The 20,567-nt window shown below is 71.1% G+C and carries 19 protein-coding genes; 3 read left to right on the top strand and 16 right to left on the bottom strand.

Annotated features, from left to right (window positions below):
* Nucleotides 1-114: 114 nt before the first annotated feature.
* From coaBC to pyrR, 11 genes are all read right to left on the bottom strand, one after another.
* Nucleotides 115-1,353, bottom strand: coding sequence for a bifunctional phosphopantothenoylcysteine decarboxylase/phosphopantothenate--cysteine ligase CoaBC (gene coaBC / locus H613_RS0105850; protein ID WP_026923084.1), 1,239 nt, complete (start codon nt 1,351-1,353; stop codon nt 115-117).
* 8 nt (nt 1,354-1,361) lie between these two features.
* Nucleotides 1,362-1,634 (bottom strand): DNA-directed RNA polymerase subunit omega, encoded by a 273-nt coding sequence (gene rpoZ, locus H613_RS31635; RefSeq protein WP_026923083.1) that lies wholly within the window; start codon nt 1,632-1,634, stop codon nt 1,362-1,364.
* Between the two features lie 309 nt (nt 1,635-1,943).
* The gene (gmk, locus tag H613_RS24640; protein ID WP_156925845.1) at nt 1,944-2,558 is read right to left on the bottom strand and encodes a guanylate kinase; all 615 of its coding nucleotides are present in this window, start codon (nt 2,556-2,558) and stop codon (nt 1,944-1,946) included.
* 20 nt (nt 2,559-2,578) lie between these two features.
* On the bottom strand, nt 2,579-2,902 hold the full coding sequence (mihF, locus tag H613_RS0105835) for an integration host factor, actinobacterial type (protein WP_026923082.1): 324 nt from the start codon (nt 2,900-2,902) through the stop codon (nt 2,579-2,581).
* 145 nt (nt 2,903-3,047) lie between these two features.
* Nucleotides 3,048-3,965, bottom strand: coding sequence for an orotidine-5'-phosphate decarboxylase (gene pyrF, locus H613_RS0105830; protein WP_245598480.1), 918 nt, complete (start codon nt 3,963-3,965; stop codon nt 3,048-3,050).
* Nucleotides 3,966-3,993: 28 nt separating this feature from the next.
* Nucleotides 3,994-5,076, bottom strand: a complete 1,083-nt coding sequence (locus tag H613_RS24635) for a quinone-dependent dihydroorotate dehydrogenase (RefSeq protein ID WP_051393011.1) — start codon at nt 5,074-5,076, stop codon at nt 3,994-3,996.
* Between the two features lie 36 nt (nt 5,077-5,112).
* Complete coding sequence (gene carB, locus H613_RS0105820) at nt 5,113-8,424, bottom strand: carbamoyl-phosphate synthase large subunit (RefSeq protein WP_026923080.1); 3,312 nt, start codon at nt 8,422-8,424, stop codon at nt 5,113-5,115.
* The gene (gene carA, locus H613_RS0105815; RefSeq protein ID WP_026923079.1) at nt 8,417-9,550 is read right to left on the bottom strand and encodes a glutamine-hydrolyzing carbamoyl-phosphate synthase small subunit; all 1,134 of its coding nucleotides are present in this window, start codon (nt 9,548-9,550) and stop codon (nt 8,417-8,419) included. The genes carB and carA overlap by 8 nt, the downstream gene beginning before the upstream one ends.
* Complete coding sequence (locus H613_RS0105810) at nt 9,547-10,854, bottom strand: dihydroorotase (RefSeq protein ID WP_026923078.1); 1,308 nt, start codon at nt 10,852-10,854, stop codon at nt 9,547-9,549. Before H613_RS0105810 ends, carA begins: the two co-directional genes overlap by 4 nt.
* Complete coding sequence (locus H613_RS0105805; RefSeq protein ID WP_026923077.1) at nt 10,851-11,771, bottom strand: aspartate carbamoyltransferase catalytic subunit; 921 nt, start codon at nt 11,769-11,771, stop codon at nt 10,851-10,853. Before H613_RS0105805 ends, H613_RS0105810 begins: the two co-directional genes overlap by 4 nt.
* A complete protein-coding gene (gene pyrR, locus H613_RS0105800) occupies nt 11,768-12,358 on the bottom strand; it encodes a bifunctional pyr operon transcriptional regulator/uracil phosphoribosyltransferase PyrR (RefSeq protein ID WP_026923076.1) in 591 nt (196 codons plus the stop codon). The genes H613_RS0105805 and pyrR overlap by 4 nt, the downstream gene beginning before the upstream one ends.
* Before the next feature lie 272 nt (nt 12,359-12,630).
* On the opposite strand from pyrR, the gene H613_RS0105795 reads away from it, so the two are divergent.
* Nucleotides 12,631-13,128 (top strand): transcriptional regulator, encoded by a 498-nt coding sequence (locus H613_RS0105795; protein ID WP_026923075.1) that lies wholly within the window; start codon nt 12,631-12,633, stop codon nt 13,126-13,128.
* 280 nt (nt 13,129-13,408) lie between these two features.
* Here the strand turns inward: H613_RS0105795 and nusB are convergent, their stop codons facing one another.
* On the bottom strand, nt 13,409-13,888 hold the full coding sequence (gene nusB, locus H613_RS24630; RefSeq protein WP_281171178.1) for a transcription antitermination factor NusB: 480 nt from the start codon (nt 13,886-13,888) through the stop codon (nt 13,409-13,411).
* A gap of 5 nt (nt 13,889-13,893) precedes the next feature.
* Nucleotides 13,894-14,451 carry an elongation factor P gene (gene efp / locus H613_RS0105785; protein ID WP_026923074.1) on the bottom strand — a complete coding sequence of 186 codons (558 nt, stop codon included), beginning with the start codon at nt 14,449-14,451 and terminating at the stop codon, nt 13,894-13,896.
* 250 nt (nt 14,452-14,701) lie between these two features.
* Here efp and H613_RS0105780 point away from each other — a divergent pair, with 250 nt between their 5' ends.
* Nucleotides 14,702-15,934, top strand: coding sequence for an amidohydrolase family protein (locus H613_RS0105780; RefSeq protein WP_026923073.1), 1,233 nt, complete (start codon nt 14,702-14,704; stop codon nt 15,932-15,934).
* Nucleotides 15,935-15,948: 14 nt separating this feature from the next.
* On the opposite strand, the gene aroQ is transcribed toward H613_RS0105780, so the two are convergent.
* Nucleotides 15,949-16,374, bottom strand: coding sequence for a type II 3-dehydroquinate dehydratase (aroQ, locus tag H613_RS0105775; RefSeq protein WP_026923072.1), 426 nt, complete (start codon nt 16,372-16,374; stop codon nt 15,949-15,951).
* Nucleotides 16,375-16,502: 128 nt separating this feature from the next.
* Between aroQ and H613_RS0105770 the strand changes: the two genes are divergently transcribed.
* Complete coding sequence (locus H613_RS0105770; RefSeq protein ID WP_026923071.1) at nt 16,503-17,657, top strand: RNA-guided endonuclease InsQ/TnpB family protein; 1,155 nt, start codon at nt 16,503-16,505, stop codon at nt 17,655-17,657.
* A gap of 131 nt (nt 17,658-17,788) precedes the next feature.
* On the opposite strand, the gene aroB is transcribed toward H613_RS0105770, so the two are convergent.
* Nucleotides 17,789-19,345 carry a 3-dehydroquinate synthase gene (aroB, locus tag H613_RS0105765; RefSeq protein WP_026923070.1) on the bottom strand — a complete coding sequence of 519 codons (1,557 nt, stop codon included), beginning with the start codon at nt 19,343-19,345 and terminating at the stop codon, nt 17,789-17,791.
* Nucleotides 19,345-20,523 carry a chorismate synthase gene (aroC, locus tag H613_RS0105760; protein ID WP_035736328.1) on the bottom strand — a complete coding sequence of 393 codons (1,179 nt, stop codon included), beginning with the start codon at nt 20,521-20,523 and terminating at the stop codon, nt 19,345-19,347. Before aroC ends, aroB begins: the two co-directional genes overlap by 1 nt.
* Nucleotides 20,524-20,567: the final 44 nt, after the last annotated feature.

The following is a 20,567-nucleotide window of genomic DNA, read 5'->3' as shown; positions in this document are numbered from 1 at the left end:
ACTCCTCAACACACATCCACGCCGCGCAGCGGCGCTATTCGACTGACTTCGCAGCTCACAAGTCTATGCGTTCCAGATCATCGCACCAACTCGGCGCGTCGGCCCCAGGCGGTCTCAGCCCAGTCCACCAGCCGGGAGGCGCGCCGCGACGGCGTCCCAGATGGCGTCGGCCACCGATTCCTTGCCGGCGCCCGCGATCGAGTCGACCACGCCACGTTCGTCGAAGACGGTGACCGAGTTCTCCGCGGCGCCGAACACGGCACCGCCCGAGACGTCGTTGAGCACCACCAGGTCAGCGCCCTTCTTCGCGCGCTTGGCTTGGGCGTGCTCGGGGCCGTCGTGGGTCTCGGCGGCGAAGACCACCAGGACTTGGCCGTCGCGCTTGCGCTCCCCCACCGCGGCGGCGATGTCGGCGGTGGAGGTCAAGGCGAGATCGACGTCACCGTCGCGCTTGAGCTTGCGCTCCGAAGTGTGCTTCGGCCGGAAGTCGGCGGGTGCGGCGGCCAGGACCGCGGCGTCGACGCCCGCGGCGGCCTTGACGGTGGCGTCGTAGAGCTGGCCGGTGGTCTCCACGCGGTGCGCCTCGATCCCGGCCGGGAGGGCGGTGTCGATGTGCGCGGCGATGAGGGTGACCTCGGCGCCGCGGGCGGCGGCCGCGGCGGCGAGCGCGACGCCCTGGCGGCCCGAGGAGTGGTTGCCGATGAAGCGGACCGGGTCGATCGCCTCGCGGGTGCCTCCGGCGGTGACGAGGACGCGGCGGCCGACGAGATCGCGCTGGCTGGTGTTCGGCTCAGCGTTCGCTCCGGTTCGGGTGGTGGTGAGTGACGGGCGGGACAAGAAGCCCTTGAGCAGGGCGAACAGCGCCTCGGGTTCGGGCAGGCGGCCCGGGCCCGTGTCGGCGCCGGTCAGGCGGCCCGAGTCGGGCTCGATGATGTGGGCGCCCCGCTCGCGCAGCACGGCGACGTTCGCCCGCGTCGCGGCGTGATGCCACATCTCGGTGTGCATCGCGGGCGCGAAGACGACGGGGCAGGTGGCCGTCAGGAGTGTGGAGGTCAACAGGTCGTCGGCGCGTCCGGCGGCGGCGCGCGCGAGCAGGTCGGCGGTGGCCGGGACGACGGCCACGAGGTCGGCCTGACGCCCGAGCCGCACGTGCTTGACGTCCGAGACGTCCGAGAACACGCCGGAAGCCACCGGGCGGCCCGAGAGGGCCTCCCAGGTGGCTTCACCGACGAAATTGAGCGCCGCCTCGGTGGGAACGACGGTCACCTCGTGACCGGCCTCCTTGAGAAGGCGGAGCAGTGTGCAGGCCTTGTAGGCGGCGATGCCGCCCGACACGCCGAGGACGACGTTCAATCCGGGCCCTAAGCCTCGGGGTCGTCGAAGGCCTTCGTCTCGAGCAGGCCCTTGTCCAGCTCGCGCATGGCGATCGACAGCGGCTTCTCCTCGGGCGTGGTCTCGACCAGGGGGCCGACGTATTCGAGCAGGCCCTCGCCGAGCTGCGAGTAGTAGGCGTTGATCTGGCGGGCCCGCTTGGCCGAGTAGATCACCAGCTGGTACTTCGACTGGCTCTTCTCGAGCAGGTCGTCGATCGGCGGGTTGGTGATGCCGACTGGGTCGGCGACAGTCCCTGACACGTGTCTTCCTTCGTGTGCGTCTTGCGGTTCAGACGGCTCCGGACTTGCGGAGTCGGCTGTGGAACTCGTTTGCGGCTCGCGAGCGCCGTGTGATGGCGGCTCGGTCGGCAATGAGCAAGCGTAACCCAGAGCGGGCGGCTTCGCGGCTCGCGGGCGCATCGCCGTGGCCGGACTAACTCACCGCTCGCGGCGACCGCTCGCTTGCGGGCAGCGGCACGGCCCGCTTTGCGGCGCGAGCACCAGCTCAACTCATTACGGGCTTGAGCACCGCTGAGCCTGCTCATTTACGGCTTGCGAGCACCACTCGGCTCACTTACGGCTCGCAAGCATCGCCGAGGTGGTGCCTGCCGGAGTGCCGAGCAGTTCCACCAGCTCGGAGGCGGCCTGCTCGATCGAGACGTTCGTGATCGTGTGGTCGAACTCGGCCTCGGCGTCGAGCTCGGACCGCGCGGCCTCCAGCCGGCGCTCGATGGTGGCCGCGTCCTCCGTGCCCCGTCCGGTCAGGCGGCGGACCAGCTCCTCCCACGACGGGGGCGCGAGGAACACCAGCTGCGCCTCGGACATGGCCAGGCGGACCTGGCGGGCGCCCTGGAGCTCGATCTCCAGCAGCGCCGGCAGTCCGGCGTGCAGCTGGCGCTCGACGGGGCCGCGGGGGGTTCCGTACAGGTTCCCCGCGTAGGAGGCCCATTCGAGGAACTCCCCCGCGGCGATCATCGATTCGAACTGGTCGGTCGACACGAAGTGGTAGTCGGCGCCGTCGGCCTCACCCGGGCGCGGCTTGCGGGTCGTGCAGCTCACGGAGAGCCAGACCCACGGGTAGTACTCCTGGATGAGAGCCTTGACGCTGCCCTTGCCCACCCCGGACGGGCCGGAGAGGACCGTCAGGCGCTGGGCCGGGGCCGTGTGCGGTCTTTCGATGCTCACTCGACTACTACTACTCGAGATCAGGCCTGGTCGCCCTTGAATTCATCCAGGAGCGCGGCGCGCTGGTGCTCGCCCAGCCCGCGGAGGCGGCGGGAGTCGGCGATCTTGAGCTTCTCCATGATCTGGAGCGCGCGCTTGTCGCCGATGCCCGGGAGGGCCTTGAGGACGGCCGAGACCTTCATCTTTCCGGAGATGTCGTCGGTCGCGGCGGACTTGAGGACTTCCTCCAGGGTGGTCTCACCCGACTTCAGCTTCTCCTTGAGCTCGGCGCGGGCCTTGCGGGCGGCGGCGGCCTTCTCGAGGGCTGCGGCGCGCTGTTCCGGTGTCAGTTTAGGGAGCGGCACGGGGTCTCCTTGCAGTCGATGGTTTCGTCCCTCTGGACCTTGACGTGCTGGTATCGCCAAAGCATACCCAGCTCGGGAAAGGTAACCCCAGCTACCGACACGCCTGCGACCGGGGGTGGGGCAATTCGGCCGGGGCCCTCGGCGATCACTCCCCGGTGGCGGCCCGGCACTCCTCCTGGAAGGCCTCGACGGTGCTGCGAATGCTCGCCACGGCGGGCCCCGGCTGCGCGATTTGCCTTGAATAGGACGGAATTGCGAAGTTCACGGCGGGTCCGAGGACGCGCGGTAGATCACTGGGGCGCCCTCCCTGGGCGCCCATGCCCGGAACCAGGATAGGTCCGTTGAATTCCGACAGATCGTGAGCAGTGTCACGTTGTTGGACCGTCGTGTGGGTGATTCCGTAAGTCGACTCACGCAGCCTGGCCTCCCCCTCGGTGGCGCAGGCGCCGACGGTGGCGCCCATGACCACGCCGAGGGAGCCCAGCGGCTCGGCGTCGCCGTTGATGGCGGCGAGCTCGTCGATGATCCCCTGGGCCACCGACTTGCCGTCGCGGCGCTTCGCCAGCTGCACCTGCTTGCCCTCGGGGTTCGAGGTGCGGGCGAGCACGAACACGCCCTTGCCGTGGGCGGCGGCGAGGTCGAAGGCCGGCTGGAGGGAGGCGGTCCCCAAAAACGGGGTGGCGGTGATGGCGTCGACGGCCAGCGGCGAGGCCGGGTCGAGGTAGGCGCTCGCGTAGGCGGCCATGGTCGAGCCGATGTCGCCCCGTTTGACGTCGAGGATCACCAGGGCGCCGGTCTTGCGGGCCTCGGCGATGACCCGCTCCAGCAGCGCGACGCCGCCCGAGCCGAAGCGCTCGTAGAACGCCGACTGCGGCTTGATGAACCCGACGCTGCCGGCGCAGGCCTCGACCATCGTCAGCGCGAAGCGCTCGGCTCCGGCGAGGTCGTCGTCGAGGCCCCAGTGCTGGAGCAGGGCGCTATGCGGGTCGATTCCGGCGCAGAGCGGACCACGTGTGGCGAACATGTGGTGGGCTCGGGCGCCGAAATCCTTGGTTGCGGACACGGTTGTTTCCTCTCGGAGGATAGGGCTTTCAGGAGCGGTGGCCGACCGGGGCGCGGCGGCGTCCGGTGGATCGGCGCTTGTGGCGGCGGGCGCTCCGCCGGACCAGCGACGGCCCGCTGTAGACCAGGCCGGTGTAGATCTGGACCAGGCTGGCGCCGGCGTCGAACATGGCGTCGGCGTCGTCGGGCGTCATGACGCCGCCCGAGCCGATGATCGGCAGCCGCCCGCCCGTCTCGCGGTGGACGAAGCGCACGATCTCCCGCGAGACGGCCGACAGGGGCCTGCCCGACATGCCGCCGGGCTGAGCGGCCACGGCGTCCTCGCTGGGCTCGACGCCGTCGCGCCCGAGCGTGGTGTTGGTGGCGATCACGCCCGACACGCCGGAGGCGAGGCACACCTCCAGGAGCTGGCCGATGGCCGACTCGGTGAGGTCGGGCGCGATCTTGACGAACACCGGGTGCGGGCGCCTCCCCGCGGCGATGCGCTCGCCCTCGGCCCGCAGCGCTCCCAGGAGCTGCCCGAGCGCGTCGGCGTCCTGGAGCCTGCGCAGGCCCGGCGTGTTCGGCGAGGAGACGTTGACCGCGAGGTAGTCGGCGAACGGGTAGAGGGTCCGCATGGAGTGCAGGTAGTCCTCCACGGCCGCCTCCAGCGGCACGGCCTTGGACTTGCCGATGCTGATGCCCAGCGGGCAGTTGACCGGCGGGGCGGCGGCGAGCCGGGCGGCCAGGGCCTGGGCGCCGTCGTTGTTGAAGCCCATGCGGTTGACGAAGGCCTCGGACTTCGGCATCCGGTACAGCCGCGGCTTCGGGTTGCCCGGCTGCGGCTGGGCGGTGACGGTGCCGATCTCGGCGAAGCCGAAGCCGAGGGCCGGCCAGGCGCCGACGGCGATGCCGTTCTTGTCCATCCCGGCGGCCAGGCCGATCGGGTTGGGGAACCGGATCCCGGCGACGGTGACGGGCGCGCTCACCTGGTTGAGCTTGATGAGCGCGTCACGGGCCTGCCGCTGGAAGGACAGGCGGGAGAGCCAGCGCAGCGTGGTCTCGTGCGCGGTCTCGGCATCGCCCCGGCCGACCTGGAACAGGACCGGCCGGGCCAGTTTCTGATAAAGCATCATCTTCCGGTATACACCTATTCGCCGAGTAACCGCTCAGCCGCGCAGCCGCTGGTGGAGCTCCTGGAGCGGCGCCACGGTCAATTCGCCCCTGGCGGCGGCCTCGATGCCCATGGTGGCGGCCGCCGCGCCCTGGATGGTGGTGACGCACGTGACGTCGGCGACCACGGCCGCCGAGCGGATCTCCCAGCCGTCGGTGCGCGGCCCCGAGGAGGCCGAGGGCGTGGTGATGACGAGGTCGACCTCGCCGGAGGCGATGAGGCCGACCGCGTCGGTCCCGGCCGGGGCGCTCTCGCCGGAGTGGCGGGAGACGGGCGTGGAGTCGATGCCGTGGCGCTTGAGCACCAGGCCGGTGCCCTTGGTGGCGTAGACGGTGAAGCCGAGGTCGACCAGGCGCCTGACGGGGAGGACGACGGCCCGCTTGTCGCGGTCGGCGACGGAGACGAAGACCTTCCCGGCCGAGGGGAGCCTGCCGTAGACGGCGAGGGTGGCCTTGGCGAAGGCGAGTCCGAAGGAGCCGCCCAGGCCCATGACCTCGCCGGTGGACTTCATCTCCGGGCCCAGGAGCGCGTCGATGCCGGCGCCTTCGACGGTGCGGAAGCGCTTGAACGGCAGGACGACCTCCTTGACGCTGATGGGCGAGTCGGGCCCGGCGTCGGAGCCGTCGCCCTCGGGCAGCAGCATGCCCTCCTCGCGCAGTTCGGCGATGCGCGCGCCCATGGCGATGCGGGCGGCGGCCTTGGCGAGCGGGACGGCGGTGGCCTTGGAGACGAACGGGACGGTGCGGGAGGCGCGCGGGTTGGCCTCCAGGACGTACAGCTGGTCGTCCTTGACGGCGTACTGGACGTTCATGAGCCCCCGCACGCCGATGCCGAAGGCGAGCTTGGCGGTGTACTCGCGGATCCGCTCGATGACGGCGCCGCCGAGGGTGATCGGCGGGAGCGCGCACGAGGAGTCGCCGGAGTGGACGCCGGCCTCCTCGATGTGCTCCATGACGCCGCCGAGGTAGAAGTCCTCGCCGTCGCACAGGCAGTCGACGTCGATCTCGACGGCGTCGTCGAGGAAGCGGTCGACCAGGACCGGGTGCTCGGGGCTGGCCTCGGTGGCGCGGGAGATGTACCCGGCGAGCGAGTCCTCGTCGTAGACGATCTCCATGCCGCGTCCGCCCAGGACGTAGGAGGGCCGCACGAGCACGGGGTAGCCGATCTGGTCGGCGACGTCGCGAGCCTCCTCGAAGGAGGTGGCGGTGCCGTTCGCGGGCGAGGCGAGGCCGAGCTCGTCGAGCAGGCGTCCGAAGACGCCGCGGTCCTCGGCGGCGTCGATGGCCGCCGGGGAGGTGCCGACGATCGGCAGGCCCGCCGAGGCGAGCCGGTCGGCCAGGCCGAGCGGGGTCTGGCCGCCGAGCTGGACGATGACGCCGACGACGCCGGGGCCGCCCGCGGCGCGGCCGGACTCGTGCTCGGCGGCGTGGACCTCGGTGACGTCCTCGAAGGTGAGCGGCTCGAAGTAGAGGCGGTCGGCGGTGTCGTAGTCGGTGGAGACGGTCTCGGGGTTGCAGTTGACCATGATCGTCTCGTAGCCGGCCTCGCGCAGCGCCTGGACGGCGTGGACGCAGCTGTAGTCGAACTCGATGCCCTGGCCGATCCGGTTGGGGCCCGAGCCGAGGATCATGACCTTGGGGCGGTCGGAGGGCGCGACCTCGGTCTCGTCCTCATAGGTCGAGTAGTGGTAGGGGGTGTCGGCGGCGAACTCGGCGGCGCAGGTGTCGACGGTCTTGTAGACCGGGCGCAGGCCCAGGCGCAGCCGCAGGCGGCGCACGCCCTCCTCACCGGCGAGCTCGGGCCGCAGGGCCGCGATCTGGGCGTCGGAGCAGCCCGCGCGCTTGGCCTTCCACAGCAGCGCCGCGTCGATGACGGGCGCGGCCTGGATCTCGGCGCGCAGGTCGACCAGCTGGGCGATCTGGTCGAGGAACCACGGGTCGATCTTGCAGGCGGCGTGGACGGCGTCGACGGTGGCGCCCAGGCGCAGGGCCCGCTCGGCGGTGTAGAGCGTCCCGTCGTGCGGTGTCCGCAGCGCTTCGAGCGTGCTCTCGAGCGTGGCGCCCTCGGGGTCGGGTCTCGTCCAGAACCCGGCGGCCTTGGTCTCGGTGGAGCGCAGGGCCTTCTGAAGGGCCTGCTGGAAGGTCCGGCCCAGGCTCATGGCCTCGCCGACGGACTTCATGGTGGTCGTCAGCGTGGGGTCGGCGCCGGGGAACTTCTCGAAGGTGAAGCGCGGGACCTTGACCACGACGTAGTCGAGCGCGGGCTCGAACGCGGCCGGGGTGGCCTTGGTGATGTCGTTGGCGATCTCGTCGAGCGTGTACCCGAGGGCGAGCTTCGCGGCGATCTTGGCGATCGGGAAGCCGGTGGCCTTCGACGCGAGCGCCGAGGAGCGCGAGACGCGCGGGTTCATCTCGATGACGATGATCCGGCCGTCGGCCGGGTCGATCGCGAACTGGATGTTGCACCCGCCGGTGTCGACGCCGACCTCGCGCAGGACGGCGATGCCGAGGTCGCGCATGTGCTGGTACTCGCGGTCGGTGAGGGTCATGGCGGGGGCGACGGTGACCGAGTCGCCGGTGTGGACGCCCATGGGGTCGATGTTCTCGATCGAGCAGACCACGACGACGTTGTCGCCCCGGTCGCGCATGAGTTCGAGCTCGTACTCCTTCCAGCCGAGGACGCTCTCTTCGATGAGGACCTCGGTGGTGGGCGATTCGGCCAGGCCGCCTCCGGCGATGCGGTCGACGTCCTCCCAGGTGTGGGCCATGCCGGAGCCGAGGCCGCCCATGGTGAACGAGGGCCGGATGACCACGGGCAGACCGAGGTCGGCGACGGTGGAGCGGACCTCGTCCATGGTGTGGCAGACGGCCGAGCGCGGCACGTCGCCGCCGGCCTTGATGACGACGTCCTTGAACTGCTGGCGGTCCTCGCCGCGCCCGATGGCGTCGAGGTCGGCGCCGATGAGCTCGACGCCGTGCTTCTCGAGGATCCCGGCCTCGGCGAGGGCGACGGCGGCGTTGAGGGCGGTCTGGCCGCCGAGGGTCGGCAGCAGCGCGTCGGGCTTCTCGCGGGCGATGACCTGCTCGATGACCTCGGTGGTGATCGGCTCGACATAGGTGGCGTCGGCGAACTCGGGGTCGGTCATGATCGTGGCCGGGTTGGAGTTGACCAGGGTGACCCTGATGCCCTCCTCGCGCAGGACGCGGCACGCCTGGGTGCCGGAGTAGTCGAATTCGCAGGCCTGGCCGATCTGGATGGGGCCGGAGCCGATCACCAGGACGTGGTGGATGTCGTCGCGTTTAGGCATCGGTGTCGGCCCCTTTGCTGTCGTCGATCAAGGCGGTGAGGCGGTCGAACAGGTAGTCGGCGTCGTGCGGACCGCCGGCGGCCTCGGGGTGGTACTGGACGGAGTAGGCCGGGACGTCCTGGCAGGTGAGCCCCTCGACGACGTCGTCGTTGAGGCAGACGTGGCTGACCTGGACGCGCCCGAACTCGGTGTCGAAGAACTCGCCCGACTCCGGCGGTGCGAGCGCGAACCCGTGGTTGTGGGCGGTGATCTCCACCTTGTTCGTGTGGCGGTCGAGCACGGGCTGGTTGATGCCGCGGTGGCCGTACTTGAGCTTGTAGGTGTCCAGGCCGAGCGCGCGGCCGAGGATCTGGTTGCCGAAGCAGATGCCGAAGACCGGCACCTTGCGGCGCAGCAGCTCGCGGGTCAGCTCGACCTGGTGGTCGGCGGTGGCGGGGTCGCCGGGCCCGTTGGAGAGGAACACCGCGTCGGGGTTGCCCGAGAGGAGGAGTTCAACCGTCGCGTAGGCCGGGTAGACGGTGGTGGTGATCCCGCGCTCGGCCAGGCGGCGCGGCGTGTTGCGCTTGATGCCCAGGTCGAGGGCGGCGACGGTGTACTCGGTCTGTTCGGCCTCGTAGGTGTAGGGCTCGGAGGCGGTGACCGCGCCGACGTGGTTCGCCCCGGCCATGTGGGGGACGTTCTCGACCTTCGCCAGGAGCGCGGCCTCGTCGGTGTCCTGTGAGGAGATGCCGACCCGCATCGCTCCGGCCTCGCGCAGGTGGCGGGTGAGGGCGCGCGTGTCGACGCCGCAGATGCCGACGACGCCCTGGGCGGCCAGTTCGTCTTCGAGGCCGCGCTTGGCCCGCCAGCTGGAGGTGACGCGGGAGGGGTCGCGGACGACGTAGCCGGCGACCCAGATGCGGCGGGACTCGTCGTCCTCGTCGTTCCAGCCGGTGTTGCCGATCTGCGGGGCGGTCTGGGCGACGACCTGCCCGTAGTAGGACGGGTCGGTGAGCGTCTCCTGGTAGCCGGTCATGCCGGTTGAGAAGACGGCCTCGCCGAAGGTCTCGCCGACCGAGCCGTAGGCTTCGCCGCGGAAGACGCGGCCGTCTTCGAGGACGAGGATCGCGGGTGCGCGGCTGCTCATTGGTTCTCCTCTGCGGTCTCGGCGAGCTTGCCGTCGAGTACGGTGGCGCGTCCTCTCAGGAACGTCGCCTGGATCGTGACCGGGAGTTCCATCCCGGCGTAGGGGGTGTTCTGTGACAGGGACGCCAGTTCGGACGGCACTACCGTCCAGGACCGGGAGGGGTCGACGAGCGTGAAGTTGGCCTCCAGGCCCGGCTCGGGGTCGCGGCCGTGCGCGGCGAGAGCGGCGATGCGGGCGGGCGTGCGCGAGGTGCGCTCGGCGACGAGGTCCCAGTCCACGCTCTCGGGGCCGCCGAGGGCGGCGACGGTGATCGACAGGGCCGTCTCCAGGCCGAGCATGCCCGGCCGGGCCGCGGACCACTCGCAGTCCTTGTCCTGGGGGGCGTGCGGGGCGTGGTCGGTGGCGACGGCGTCGACGACGCCTTCGGCGAGCGCGGCGCGCAGGGCGGCCACGTCGCCGTCACCGCGCAGCGGCGGGTTGACCTTGTAGACCGGATCGTAGGTGTGGGCCCTCGCGTCGGTCAGCAGCAGGTGGTGCGGGCAGACCTCGGCGGTGACCGCGACGCCGCGGTCCTTGGCCTCGCGGATGATCTCGACCGAGCGGGCGGTCGAGACGTGGCAGAAGTGGATCCGCGCGCCGACGTGCTCGGCCAGGAGCACGTCGCGGGCGATGATCGCCTCCTCGGCGACGGCGGGCCAGCCGGGCAGGCCGAGCTCGGCGGAGACGGCGCCCTCGTTCATCTGGGCGCCTTCGGTCAGGCGCGGCTCCTCGGCGTGCTGGGCGATGCGGCCGTCGAAGGTCTTGACGTACTCCAGGGCCCGGCGCATGAGGCGGGCGTCGGCGACGCAGTGGCCGTCGTCGGAGAACATGCGGACCTTCGCCGCCGAGTCGGCCATGGCGCCGATCTCGGCGAGGCGCTCGCCGCCGAGCCCGACCGAGACCGCGCCGATGGGCTGGACGTCGGCGTAGCCGGCGGCGCGGCCGAGCGCGGCGACCTGCTCGACGACGCCGGCGGTGTCGGCGACGGGGTAGGAGTTGGCCATGGCGCACACGGCCGTGTAGCCGCCCTTGGCGGCGGCGCGGGTGCCGGTGTAGACGGTCTCGGCGTCCTCGCGGCCGGGCTCGCGCAGGTGCGTGTGGAGGTCGACCAGGCCGGGCAGGAGGACGAGGCCGTCGGCGTCGACGACGGCGGCTCCGGCCGCGCTCGGGGTGCCGATCTCGGCGATGCGGCCCTCGCGCACGAGGACGTCGGCCCTGCCGCGCCCGACGATGTCGGCGCCTTTGATGAGTGTGGATTCCGTCATCGGGTCGCTCCGTTCGTCAGCAGGAGGTAGAGCACGGCCATGCGGACCCAGACGCCGTTGGCGACCTGCTCGGTGATGGTGGCCCGCGGGGAGTCGGCGACGCGGGCGGCGATCTCCATGCCGCGGTTCATCGGCCCGGGGTGCATGACGACGGCGTGGCCGGGCATGAGGCCCAGGCGCCGCTCGTCGAGCCCGTAGAGGCGCGCGTACTCGTTGGCGGTGGGGAAGAACGCGTCGTTCATGCGCTCGCGCTGGACGCGCAGCATCATGACCGCGTCGGCGTCGCGCAAGGAGGCGTCGAGGTCGTAGGAGACCTCGACGGGCCAGGCGTCGATGTCGGTGGGCAGGAGCGTCGGCGGGCCGACCAGGCGCACGCGGGCGCCCAGCTTGGTCAGCAACCACACGTTCGAGCGGGCGACTCTGCTGTGGAGGATGTCGCCGACGATGGCGACGGTGCGCCCTTCGACGCCGCCGAGGCGCTGGCGCATGGTGTAGGCGTCGAGCAGGGCCTGCGTGGGGTGGGCGTGGGTGCCGTCCCCGGCGTTGAGGACCGCGCCGTCGACCCACTGGGTGAGGCGCTGGGGCGCGCCGGAGGCGGGGTGGCGGATGACCACGGCCTCGGGGCCCATGGCCTGGAGGGTGAGCGCGGTGTCCTTGAGGCTCTCGCCCTTGTTGACGCTGGAGGTCTTCGCGGAGAAGTTCACGACGTCGGCGCTCAGGCGCTTGGCGGCGGTCTCGAAGGAGGTGCGGGTGCGGGTGGAGTCCTCGTAGAAGAGGTTGACCACGGTGCGCCCGCGCAGGGTGGGGAGCTTGGGGACCTCGCGGCCGGAGACCGCGTCGGCCATCTGGCCGGTGAGGTCGAGGATGAGCTCGGCCTCGTCGCGGGTGAGGTCCTTGGTCGTCAAGAGGTGCTTCACCGGTCCTCGCCTCCGGTGAGGACCACCGAGTCGGAGCCGTCGTACTCGGTGAGGCTGACGACGACGTTCTCGGCGCTGGAGGTGGGGATGTTCTTGCCGACGTAGTCGGCGCGGATCGGCAGTTCGCGGTGGCCGCGGTCGACCAGGATCGCCAGCTGCACCTGCGCGGGGCGGCCGAGGTCGTACAGCGCGTTGAGGGCGGCGCGGACGGTGCGGCCGGAGTACAGGACGTCGTCGACGAGGATGACGCGCTGCTCGTCCACTCCGGACGGCGGCAGGTCGGTGGGTCCGAGCGGCCGGAGCGCGTGGCGGCGCAGGTCGTCCCGGTAGAGCGTGATGTCGAGGGTTCCGGCGGGGACGTCGACGTCGCCGAAGCGGCGGATGCGGTCGGCGAGCCGCCCGGCGAGCGCCACGCCGCGGGTGGGGATGCCGAGCAGGATCGTGTCGGGGGCGCCCTTGGTCTTCTCGAGGATCTGGTGGGCGATGCGGTCGAGGATGCGGCCGATGTCGTCGGTGGCCAGGATCCGTTTGCCTCCCGGCGGCCGGTCCGGGCCTCCGGAGGGCGCACTGCGGGCAGGGTGAGCCACGCGAACCTCCTTCTCCGCCTCACTGGACGGTCTGTTAAAGAACGGTTTCGTCGGGAGCCATCTTACGTTGCCCGTAACAGAGCGTGAAGGCGGAGCGGTCGCAGACGGCACCGAAAGACACCCGTATGACTGATTTAGTAAGGTTTGGAAACCGGTTGAGCGGGCCTTACGCGACGAAGAACACTAGTTTCGGGGACCCCAACGGCCGTTGGTAACCGACTGTAGTCAACAATAGGATTCCTCCCGTACCGAAAACTTGGAGTTGATCCCACATGGCGACATCTGAATACGCCAAGGCGCTCGGCAACCGGCTGCGTGACATCCGCATGCAGCAGGGGCTGTCGCTGCAAGGCGTAGAGGACAAGTCCGGCGGCAAGTGGAAGGCCGTCGTCATCGGTTCCTACGAGCGGGGCGACCGGTCCATCACCGTCAGCCGCCTCGCCGAGCTGGCCGACTTCTACCGGATCCCCGTCTCGGAACTGCTGCCGGAGGGCGTGCCGCTCCCCATCGAGCAGCCCGAGAAGATCGTCCTCAACCTCGAGGCGCTGTACGACCACCCCGACGCCGACCTCGAGCACGTCGCCAGGCTGGCGCGCTCGATCCAGCAGCGCCGCGGCGACTACAACGGCCGGATCCTCTCCATCCGCGCCGACGACCTCTACACCCTGGCGGTCATCTACTCGACCACGCCCTCCGGCCTGATCGAGAAGCTCGAGGACTTCGGTGTCCTGGTGCACGACCTGCAAGCCTTCTTCGCCGCCGACGAGTAGCGGCAGCGCCGAGTAAAACGATTCAGTGCCGTTGGGGCCCTAGCGGGTCTTCTGAGGAACGAATCGATTCGAGGTGGGGGCGTGACTCCCGCCGACCGCCGACGAGCAGTCGGCGGCCACACGGCCGGGCCGCAACACCGATCCCCTGCGGCCTGGGCCGGCGCCGGTGGCGCGGCACGCCGGGACGGCGTGCGGCACACAGGCAGTGCCCAAAAACCAGTGCACATACGACACGGCCGGGCCGCCCTCACGGGCGTCCCGGCCGTCGTGCTTCCAAGGCTCAGTCTTCGGAGCCGTGGTCCTCATCGGACTCGTCGTTCCACTTCAGGCGGGCGGCCCTGTCGAGGACGGCGTTGACGAACGAGGGGTCGTCCGAGGAGCCGATCTGCTCGGCCACGCGCAGCGCCTCCTTGATGGCCACCGGCACGTCGACGTCCTCGACGAACCGGATCTCGTAGAGGCCCACCCGCAGCACGTTCCGGTCGACGGCGGGCATCCGCTCGATCGCCCAGCCGGACGCGGCCTCGCGCAGCGCCTCGTCGATCCCGTCGATGCGGTCGGCGACGCCGCGCACCAGCTGCTCGGCGTAGGCCGGGAGCCGGGGCGCCTCCGGGTCGGCCGCGGCGCGGTCGGCACGCTCGCGGAGGACGGTCTCGACCGGCTCGTCGCGGCTCTCGGCCTCGTAGAGGATCTCGACGGCGCGCATGCGCCACTTCGTACGCGCGGTGAGGGGACCGGACTGCGTCTGCTTCTTCCCCACTGCGCCTAGGCCCGCGAGAGGTATTTGCCGTCGCGGGTGTCGACCTTGATCTTCTCGCCGTTCTCGATGAACAGCGGCACGTTGACCTGCGCGCCGGTCTCGACGGTGGCGGGCTTGGTGCCGCCCGAGGAGCGGTCGCCCTGGAGGCCCGGCTCGGTGTAGGTGATGGTGAGCTCGACCGAGGCCGGGATCTCGACGTACAGGGCCTTGCCCTCGTGCATGGCGACGGTGGCCTCGGAGTTCTCCAGCATCCACTTGCCGGCCTCGCCGACCAGGGCGGGCATGATCGGGAACTGGTCGTAGGTCTCCATGTCCATGAACACGAAGTCCTCGCCCTCCTTGTAGAGGTAGTTCATGGTGCGGCGGTCGACGGTGGCGGTCTCGACCTTGGTGCCGGCGTTGAAGGTCTTGTCGACGATCTTGCCGGAGGGGATCTGCTTCAGGGTCGTGCGCACGAACGCCGGGCCTTTACCGGGCTTGACGTGCTGGAACTCCTGGACCTGCCAGAGCTGGCCCTCCAGGTTGAGCACCATGCCGTTCTTGAGGTCGTTCGTGGTTGCCACGGGCGTAAGTCTCTTTCGATAGAGGTTGTTGAGCGGACCGGCGATCAATAGTAGCGGCCATCGTCGGCGCGCCACCGGGCAGGCGAGTCGGCTGTGTCCAGGCACGCAGCCCTGCCCGGCGAGCGGCCGGACCCTCGCGGGCGGGCCGCCGCGATATATTGACGGCATCGCCCCGACGTCCGACCACCCCGGCGGGAGGCCCACGGCCCCGCACCTCTCGCGACGCGGCCTCCTGGCCGCGGGACTGGCCGTGCCCCTGACCGCCGCCTGCGAGGGCACCGGTTCCGACACGAGCGGCACCGGCGGAGCGGCGCTGCTGGCCAACGCCGTGGTCTTCGACGGCGAGCGGTTCACCGAGCACGACAGCGTCGCGATCCGCGACGGCATGGTCGCCGAGGTCGGCCGCGGCCTGGACGGCGAGGGCCTCGAGGTGTTCGACTGCGGCGGCCGCGTCCTGCTGCCCGGCCTGATCGACGCGCACGCGCACTCCTCGACCGTCTACGCCGCCGCCTCGCTCCGGTTCGGCGTCACGGCCATGCTCGACATGCACGGCGAGGCCGACGCCGATGCGCGCGAGGCCCGCACTTCCCTGGACGAGTCCCCGTACGCCGACATCTGGTTCGCGGGCTGGGGCATGACCGTGCCCGGCGGCCACCCGACCCAGATCACGCCGGACGCGCCGGTCGTCGAAGGGCTCGATGACGTGGCGGGCTTCGTGGAGGACCGGTTCGCGGCCGGGGCCGACTACCTCAAGCTGTTCATCGCCGGGACCGGCGAGATGCCCACCTTGGACCAAGACCAGGCGACGGCGGCGGCAGCGGCCGCCCACGCCCGGAACCGCCTCGCCGTCGCTCACGTCTCCACTTGGGAGGACGCCTTGACGGCGGCCAGAGCCGACGTCGACGTCCTCGCCCACCTGCCGGTCGGCGAGGCCGTCTCGCAGGAGGCGGTGGAGCTGATGGCGGAGCGGCGCATCCCGGTCGTCGCCACCCTGACGGTCGCCTCTCCGGCTCGGTGCGAGCACGACGCCACCCGGTTCCTCGATCCGGACCATCCGGTCGCCGAACGGCTCGACCGTCTGCAGGAGCGGGACGCTGAGCGGGTGTTCGAGTTCTGCGCCGTGGCCGACCTCGAATGGTGGCGGGACCGGACCGACGCCTCAATCGAGGCGGTCCGCTCGGCGGGCGTGGAACTGCTGGTCGGCACGGACCTCAGCAACGCCCCGACCATCGCCGGGGTGAGCGTCCACCACGAGATGGAGCTGCTCGCCGGCGCCGGACTGTCCACCGAGGAGGTCCTGTCCGGGGCGACCTCCAAGACCGCCGACGTCTTCGGTCTCGACGACCGCGGCCGCATCGCCGAAGGCCGCCGCGGCGACCTGGTCCTGTTCGACACGACCGATCCCGACCGGGTCATCGGCTCCTACGGCGTCGCCGCCGTCTGGAAGAACGGCCATCCGGTCGCGCTCGCGCCGCCGACCTGAGCGCCGCCGTGCCGTCAGAGGGCGGCGAGGTGGCGGAGCGCGGCGGTGTAGCCGCCGAAGCCGAGGCCCGCGATGACGCCGACGGCGTGCGCCGAGACGTAGGAGTGGTGGCGGAACGGCTCGCGGGTGAAGACGTTGGACAGGTGGACCTCGATGAGCGGCGCGGTCAGCTGCGCGCAGGCGTCGCCGACGGCCACCGAGGTGTGCGTCCAGGCGGCGGCGTTGAGCACCACCGAGGTCTGCTCGTCGGCGGCCTCGTGGAGCCATTCGAGGAGCTCGTGCTCGGCGTTGGTCTGCCGGAAGTCGACCTCCAGGCCGAGCTCGGCGCCGGTCCCCCGGCACAGCTCGGCGAGGTCGTCGAGCGTCTGCGAGCCGTAGATCGCCGGTTCGCGCCTGCCGAGGCGGTTGAGGTTGGGGCCGTTGAGCACGTACGTCTTCACGCGGTCCTCCCAGAGAATGCCCCGTCTTTTCGGGCTGGAAGGAAACCGGGGTGATCGTCTGCCCGCGGTCCTGCGCCAGCGAGCCTGGGGACGAGGGAATGTCGTACCTCTTGGCTACGGTTGCTCGCGTGCATCTTCGGTACTCCTTTCGGATCTACCCGACCCGCCCGCAGCGCCAGGCGCTGGCGCGGGTGTTCGGGTGCGTTCGGGTGGTGTACAACGACGCCGTGGCCGCCCGCAAGGCCGCGCACCGCTCGCAGCTGGCCTACCCATCGACGGCCGAGCTGGACAAGCGGCTCATCACCGCGGCGAAACGCACTCCCGAGCGGGCCTGGCTGGCCGAGGTCTCCACGGTGCCGTTGCAGCAGGCGCTGCGCGACTGCCATCAGGCGTACCGGAACTTCTTCGACTCCCTGACCGGCAAGCGGGCCGGTGGCCGGATCGGGCCGCCGCGGTTCAAGCGCCGCTCGAACACACAGACCGCCCGGTACACGCGGCGCGGATTCACCCTGAAGGCGAACGGCCGGTTGTACATCGCGAAGGTCGGCGAACTCAAAATCGCCTGGTCGCGGGAACTGCCCGCAGAGCCCTCCAGCGTGACGGTCATCAAGACCCCGACCGGGAAATATTACGCGAGCTTCGTCGTCGCTGTCGACGACGGTACGGAGATGGCCGAGCCGATCGCCGACCCCGAGGCCGAGACCGGCATCGACCTCGGGCTCAAGTCCTTCGCTGTGCTGCGCGGCGGGAAGACGATCGAGTCGCCGAAGTTCTTCCGCCAGGCGGAGCGAAAACTGAAAAAGGCCCAGCGCGCCCTCTCGCGCAAGCAGCAGGGGTCGGCACGCCGGGAGAAGGCTCGGCTCAAAGTGGCGCGCCTTCACGAGCAGACCCGAGCAAAGCGAGACGACTGGCTTAACAAACAGGTCAAGGCGATCATCGGCGAGAACCAAGCCGTGTACGTCGAAGACCTGTGCGTCAAGGGCCTGGCGCGTTGCCGCGCATCGAAGTCCGTACATGACGCCGCACTCGGTATGTTCCTGGCCCGGCTCGAATCCAAAGCCGCACGCACCGGGCGCACCTTCGCCTGGATTGACCGGTACTTCCCGTCCACGCAGCTGTGCTCGGCCTGCGGGGCGTTGACCGGCCCGAAGGGCCTGGAGGGTCTGTCGGTGCGGGAATGGGCGTGCGGATGCGGGGCGGTCCACGACCGGGACGCCAACGCCGAGATCAACATCAGACGTGAAGGCAAACGCCTGGTGGCCGCAGGGCATGCGGACACCTGAAACGCCCGCGGAGGGCCGGTAAGACCGGGCATGCCCGGCACGGCCCGTCGAAACGGGAACCCAACCGTAGCCGGCCCGCCCCAAGCGGACCGCAAGCCGGGAACAGCCCGCCCACAGGCGGGTGAAGGATGTCAAGCGGTGAGTCTCCCATACGCCTCGCGCTGCTGCTCGGCGGTCACGTCGTCGACCACGACGGCCCGGCCGAGCGCGTCCAGCAGCACGAACCGCTGCGTGGCGCCGATGTTCTTCTTGTCGATCTTCATGACCGCGCTGATCTCGTCCCAGCGGCCGGCCTCGTACGTGACGGGCAGGCCGATCGCCGAGAGCAGCGATCTCGTGCGCTCGACGAGGTCGATACGGCCGGTGATGGCGCCGAGGTGGGCGGCGTAGACCATGCCGACGGCGACGGCGTCGCCGTGGCGCCAGCGGTAGTGCTCGAGCTTCTCTATGGCGTGCGCGAAGGTGTGCCCGTAGTTGAGGATCGCGCGCAGGCCGCCCTCTTTGAGGTCGGCGGCGACCACGCGGGCCTTCATGGCGATGGCGCGCTCGACCAGTTCGGCCAGGACGGGCCCTGAGGCGTCGAGGGCGGCCTCGGGGTCGCGCTCGATGAGTTCGAGGATGGCCGGGTCGTCGATGAACCCGGCCTTGACGATCTCGGCCATGCCCGCGGCGAGGTCGCGCTTCGGGAGGGTCGCGAAGTTGTCGAGGTCGACCAGGACCGCGCTCGGCGGGTGGAAGGCGCCGACGAGGTTCTTGCCCGCGGCGGTGTTGACGCCGGTCTTGCCGCCCACGGCGGCGTCCACCGCGCCGAGCAGCGAGGTGGGGACGTGGACGACGGCCACGCCGCGCAGCCAGCAGGCCGCGACGAACCCGGCCAGGTCGGTCACCGCTCCCCCGCCGACGCCGACGACGAGGTCGGTGCGGGTGAAGCCTTCGGCGCCGAGCGCTTCCCAGCATTGCTCGGCGACGGCGATCGACTTGCCGTCCTCGGCGTCGGGGATCTCCATGAGGGTGGTCTCGACGCCTTCGGGCGCGAGCGAGCCGACCCGTTCGGCGAGGGCGGCGGTGCTGGCGGTGTGGAGGACTGCGACGCGGGAGGCGCGGCCCAGGTGCTCGGGCAGGCGCTCGACGGCGCCGCGTCCGATGAGGACCGGGTAGGGCGCCTCGGCGTCGTGCACGGTGACGGTGCGGGTGGCGAGCTTCCCGGCGATCTCGGCGGCCAGGTCCTCGACGGCCCTGCCGCTGGTGTCGATCTCGATGTCGGCGACCTCCCGGTAGAGCGGGAGGCGCTCGTCCATGAGCCTGCGGAGCGTGGCGCGCGGGTTGACCGCCAGGAGCGGGCGGCCGCGGTCGATCTCGGTGCGCTTGACGGCGTCGGCGAGGTCGACCAGGAGGTGGACGACGGGCACGTCGGCCAGGAGCTTGCGGGTGGCCTCGGCCATGACCGCTCCCCCGCCGAGCGCGAGGACGCCGTCGTGCTCGGCGACGGCGCGGCGCACGGCCTCGCGTTCGAGCGCGCGGAAGTGGTCCTCGCCGTGGTCGATGAAGATGTCCGGGATCGGCTTGCCGGCCGCGGCGGCGATGTCGGCGTCGGTGTCGCGGAAGGTCGTGCCGAGGCGCTCGGCGAGCGCGGTGCCGACGGTGGTCTTGCCCGAGCCGGGCGGGCCGACGATGACGACGAGTCCCATCACTTCACCCGCAGGTGCTCGAGGTAGGACTCGCAGTTGCGCCTGGCCTCGGCGACGGAGTCGCCGCCGAACTTCTCGAGGGCGGCCTCGGCGAGGACGTAGGCGACCATCGCCTCGGCGACGACGGCCCCGGCGGGGACGGCGCACACGTCGGAGCGCTGGTTGATGGCCTCGGCCGCCTCGCCGGTGGCGGTGTCGACGGTGCGCAGCGGCCTCGTCAGGGACGAGATCGGCTTGAGCATCGCCGAGACGCGCACGGGCTGGCCGGTGGTGATGCCGCCTTCGAGGCCCCCCGCGCGGTCGGTGAGGCGCTCGACGCCTGCGGCGCCGGGGACGATCTCGTCGTGGGCGGCCGAGCCGCGGACGCTCGCCTGCATGAGGCCGTCGCCGATCTCGACGGCCTTGACCGACTGGATGGACATGAGCGCGGTGGCGAGGCGGGCGTCGAGCTTGCGATCCCATTGGACGTGGGAGCCCAGGCCGGGCGGGACGTTGTAGGCGAGGACCTCGACGACGCCGCCGAGGGTGTCGGCGTCCTTCTTGGCGGCGTCGACCTCGGCGACCATGCGGGCCGAGGCGTCGGGGTCGAGGCAGCGCATCGGGTCGGCGTCGACGGCCTCGGCGTCGGCCGGGGCGGGGACGGTGCCGTCCTTGACGCGGACGGGCCCGAGGGCCTTGACGTGGGAGACGATCTCGATGCCGAAGGCCTGCTTCAGGAACGCCTTGGCGGCGGTGCCTCCGGCGACGCGCGCGGCGGTCTCGCGGGCGGAGGCGCGCTCGAGGATGGGGCGGGCGTCGGCGTGGTCGTACTTCTGCATCCCGGCCAGGTCGGCGTGGCCGGGCCGGGGGCGGGTGAGGGGCGCGTTGCGGGCGAGTCCTTCCAGGACGGCCTCGTCGACGGGGTCGGCGGCCATGACCTGCTCCCACTTGGGCCACTCGGTGTTGCCGACCTTGATGGCGACGGGCGAGCCGAGGGTGCGGCCGTGGCGGACGCCGCCGATGAAGCCGACCTGGTCGGCCTCGAACTTCATGCGGGCGCCGCGTCCGTAGCCGAGGCGGCGGCGGGCCAGTTCGGCGGCCACGGCGCCGGTGGTCAGCTCGACGCCCGCGGGCAGGCCGTCGAGGGTGACCACGAGCTCGGGTCCGTGTGATTCTCCAGCTGTCATCCATCGCAACACGCCTCAAGTCTGCCACCCCGGCCGCCGCGATCGCGCACCTGGTG

The organism is Glycomyces arizonensis DSM 44726 (assembly GCF_000482705.1).
GTDB classification, from domain to species: domain Bacteria; phylum Actinomycetota; class Actinomycetes; order Mycobacteriales; family Micromonosporaceae; genus Glycomyces; species Glycomyces arizonensis.
The sequence above is the reverse complement of the archived record's forward strand: the minus strand, read 5'-3'. Positions and strand labels throughout refer to the sequence as shown.

Coding starts and splice junctions, on each gene's coding strand:
- H613_RS24635 (WP_051393011.1), bottom strand. CDS start 5,076: ATGCTTTATCAGAAACTGGCCCGGCCGGTCCTGTTCCAGGTCGGCCGG.
- carB (WP_026923080.1), bottom strand. CDS start 8,424: ATGCCTAAACGCGACGACATCCACCACGTCCTGGTGATCGGCTCCGGC.
- carA (WP_026923079.1), bottom strand. CDS start 9,550: ATGAGCAGCCGCGCACCCGCGATCCTCGTCCTCGAAGACGGCCGCGTC.
- H613_RS0105810 (WP_026923078.1), bottom strand. CDS start 10,854: ATGACGGAATCCACACTCATCAAAGGCGCCGACATCGTCGGGCGCGGC.
- H613_RS0105795 (WP_026923075.1), top strand. CDS start 12,631: ATGGCGACATCTGAATACGCCAAGGCGCTCGGCAACCGGCTGCGTGAC.
- aroB (WP_026923070.1), bottom strand. CDS start 19,345: ATGGGACTCGTCGTCATCGTCGGCCCGCCCGGCTCGGGCAAGACCACC.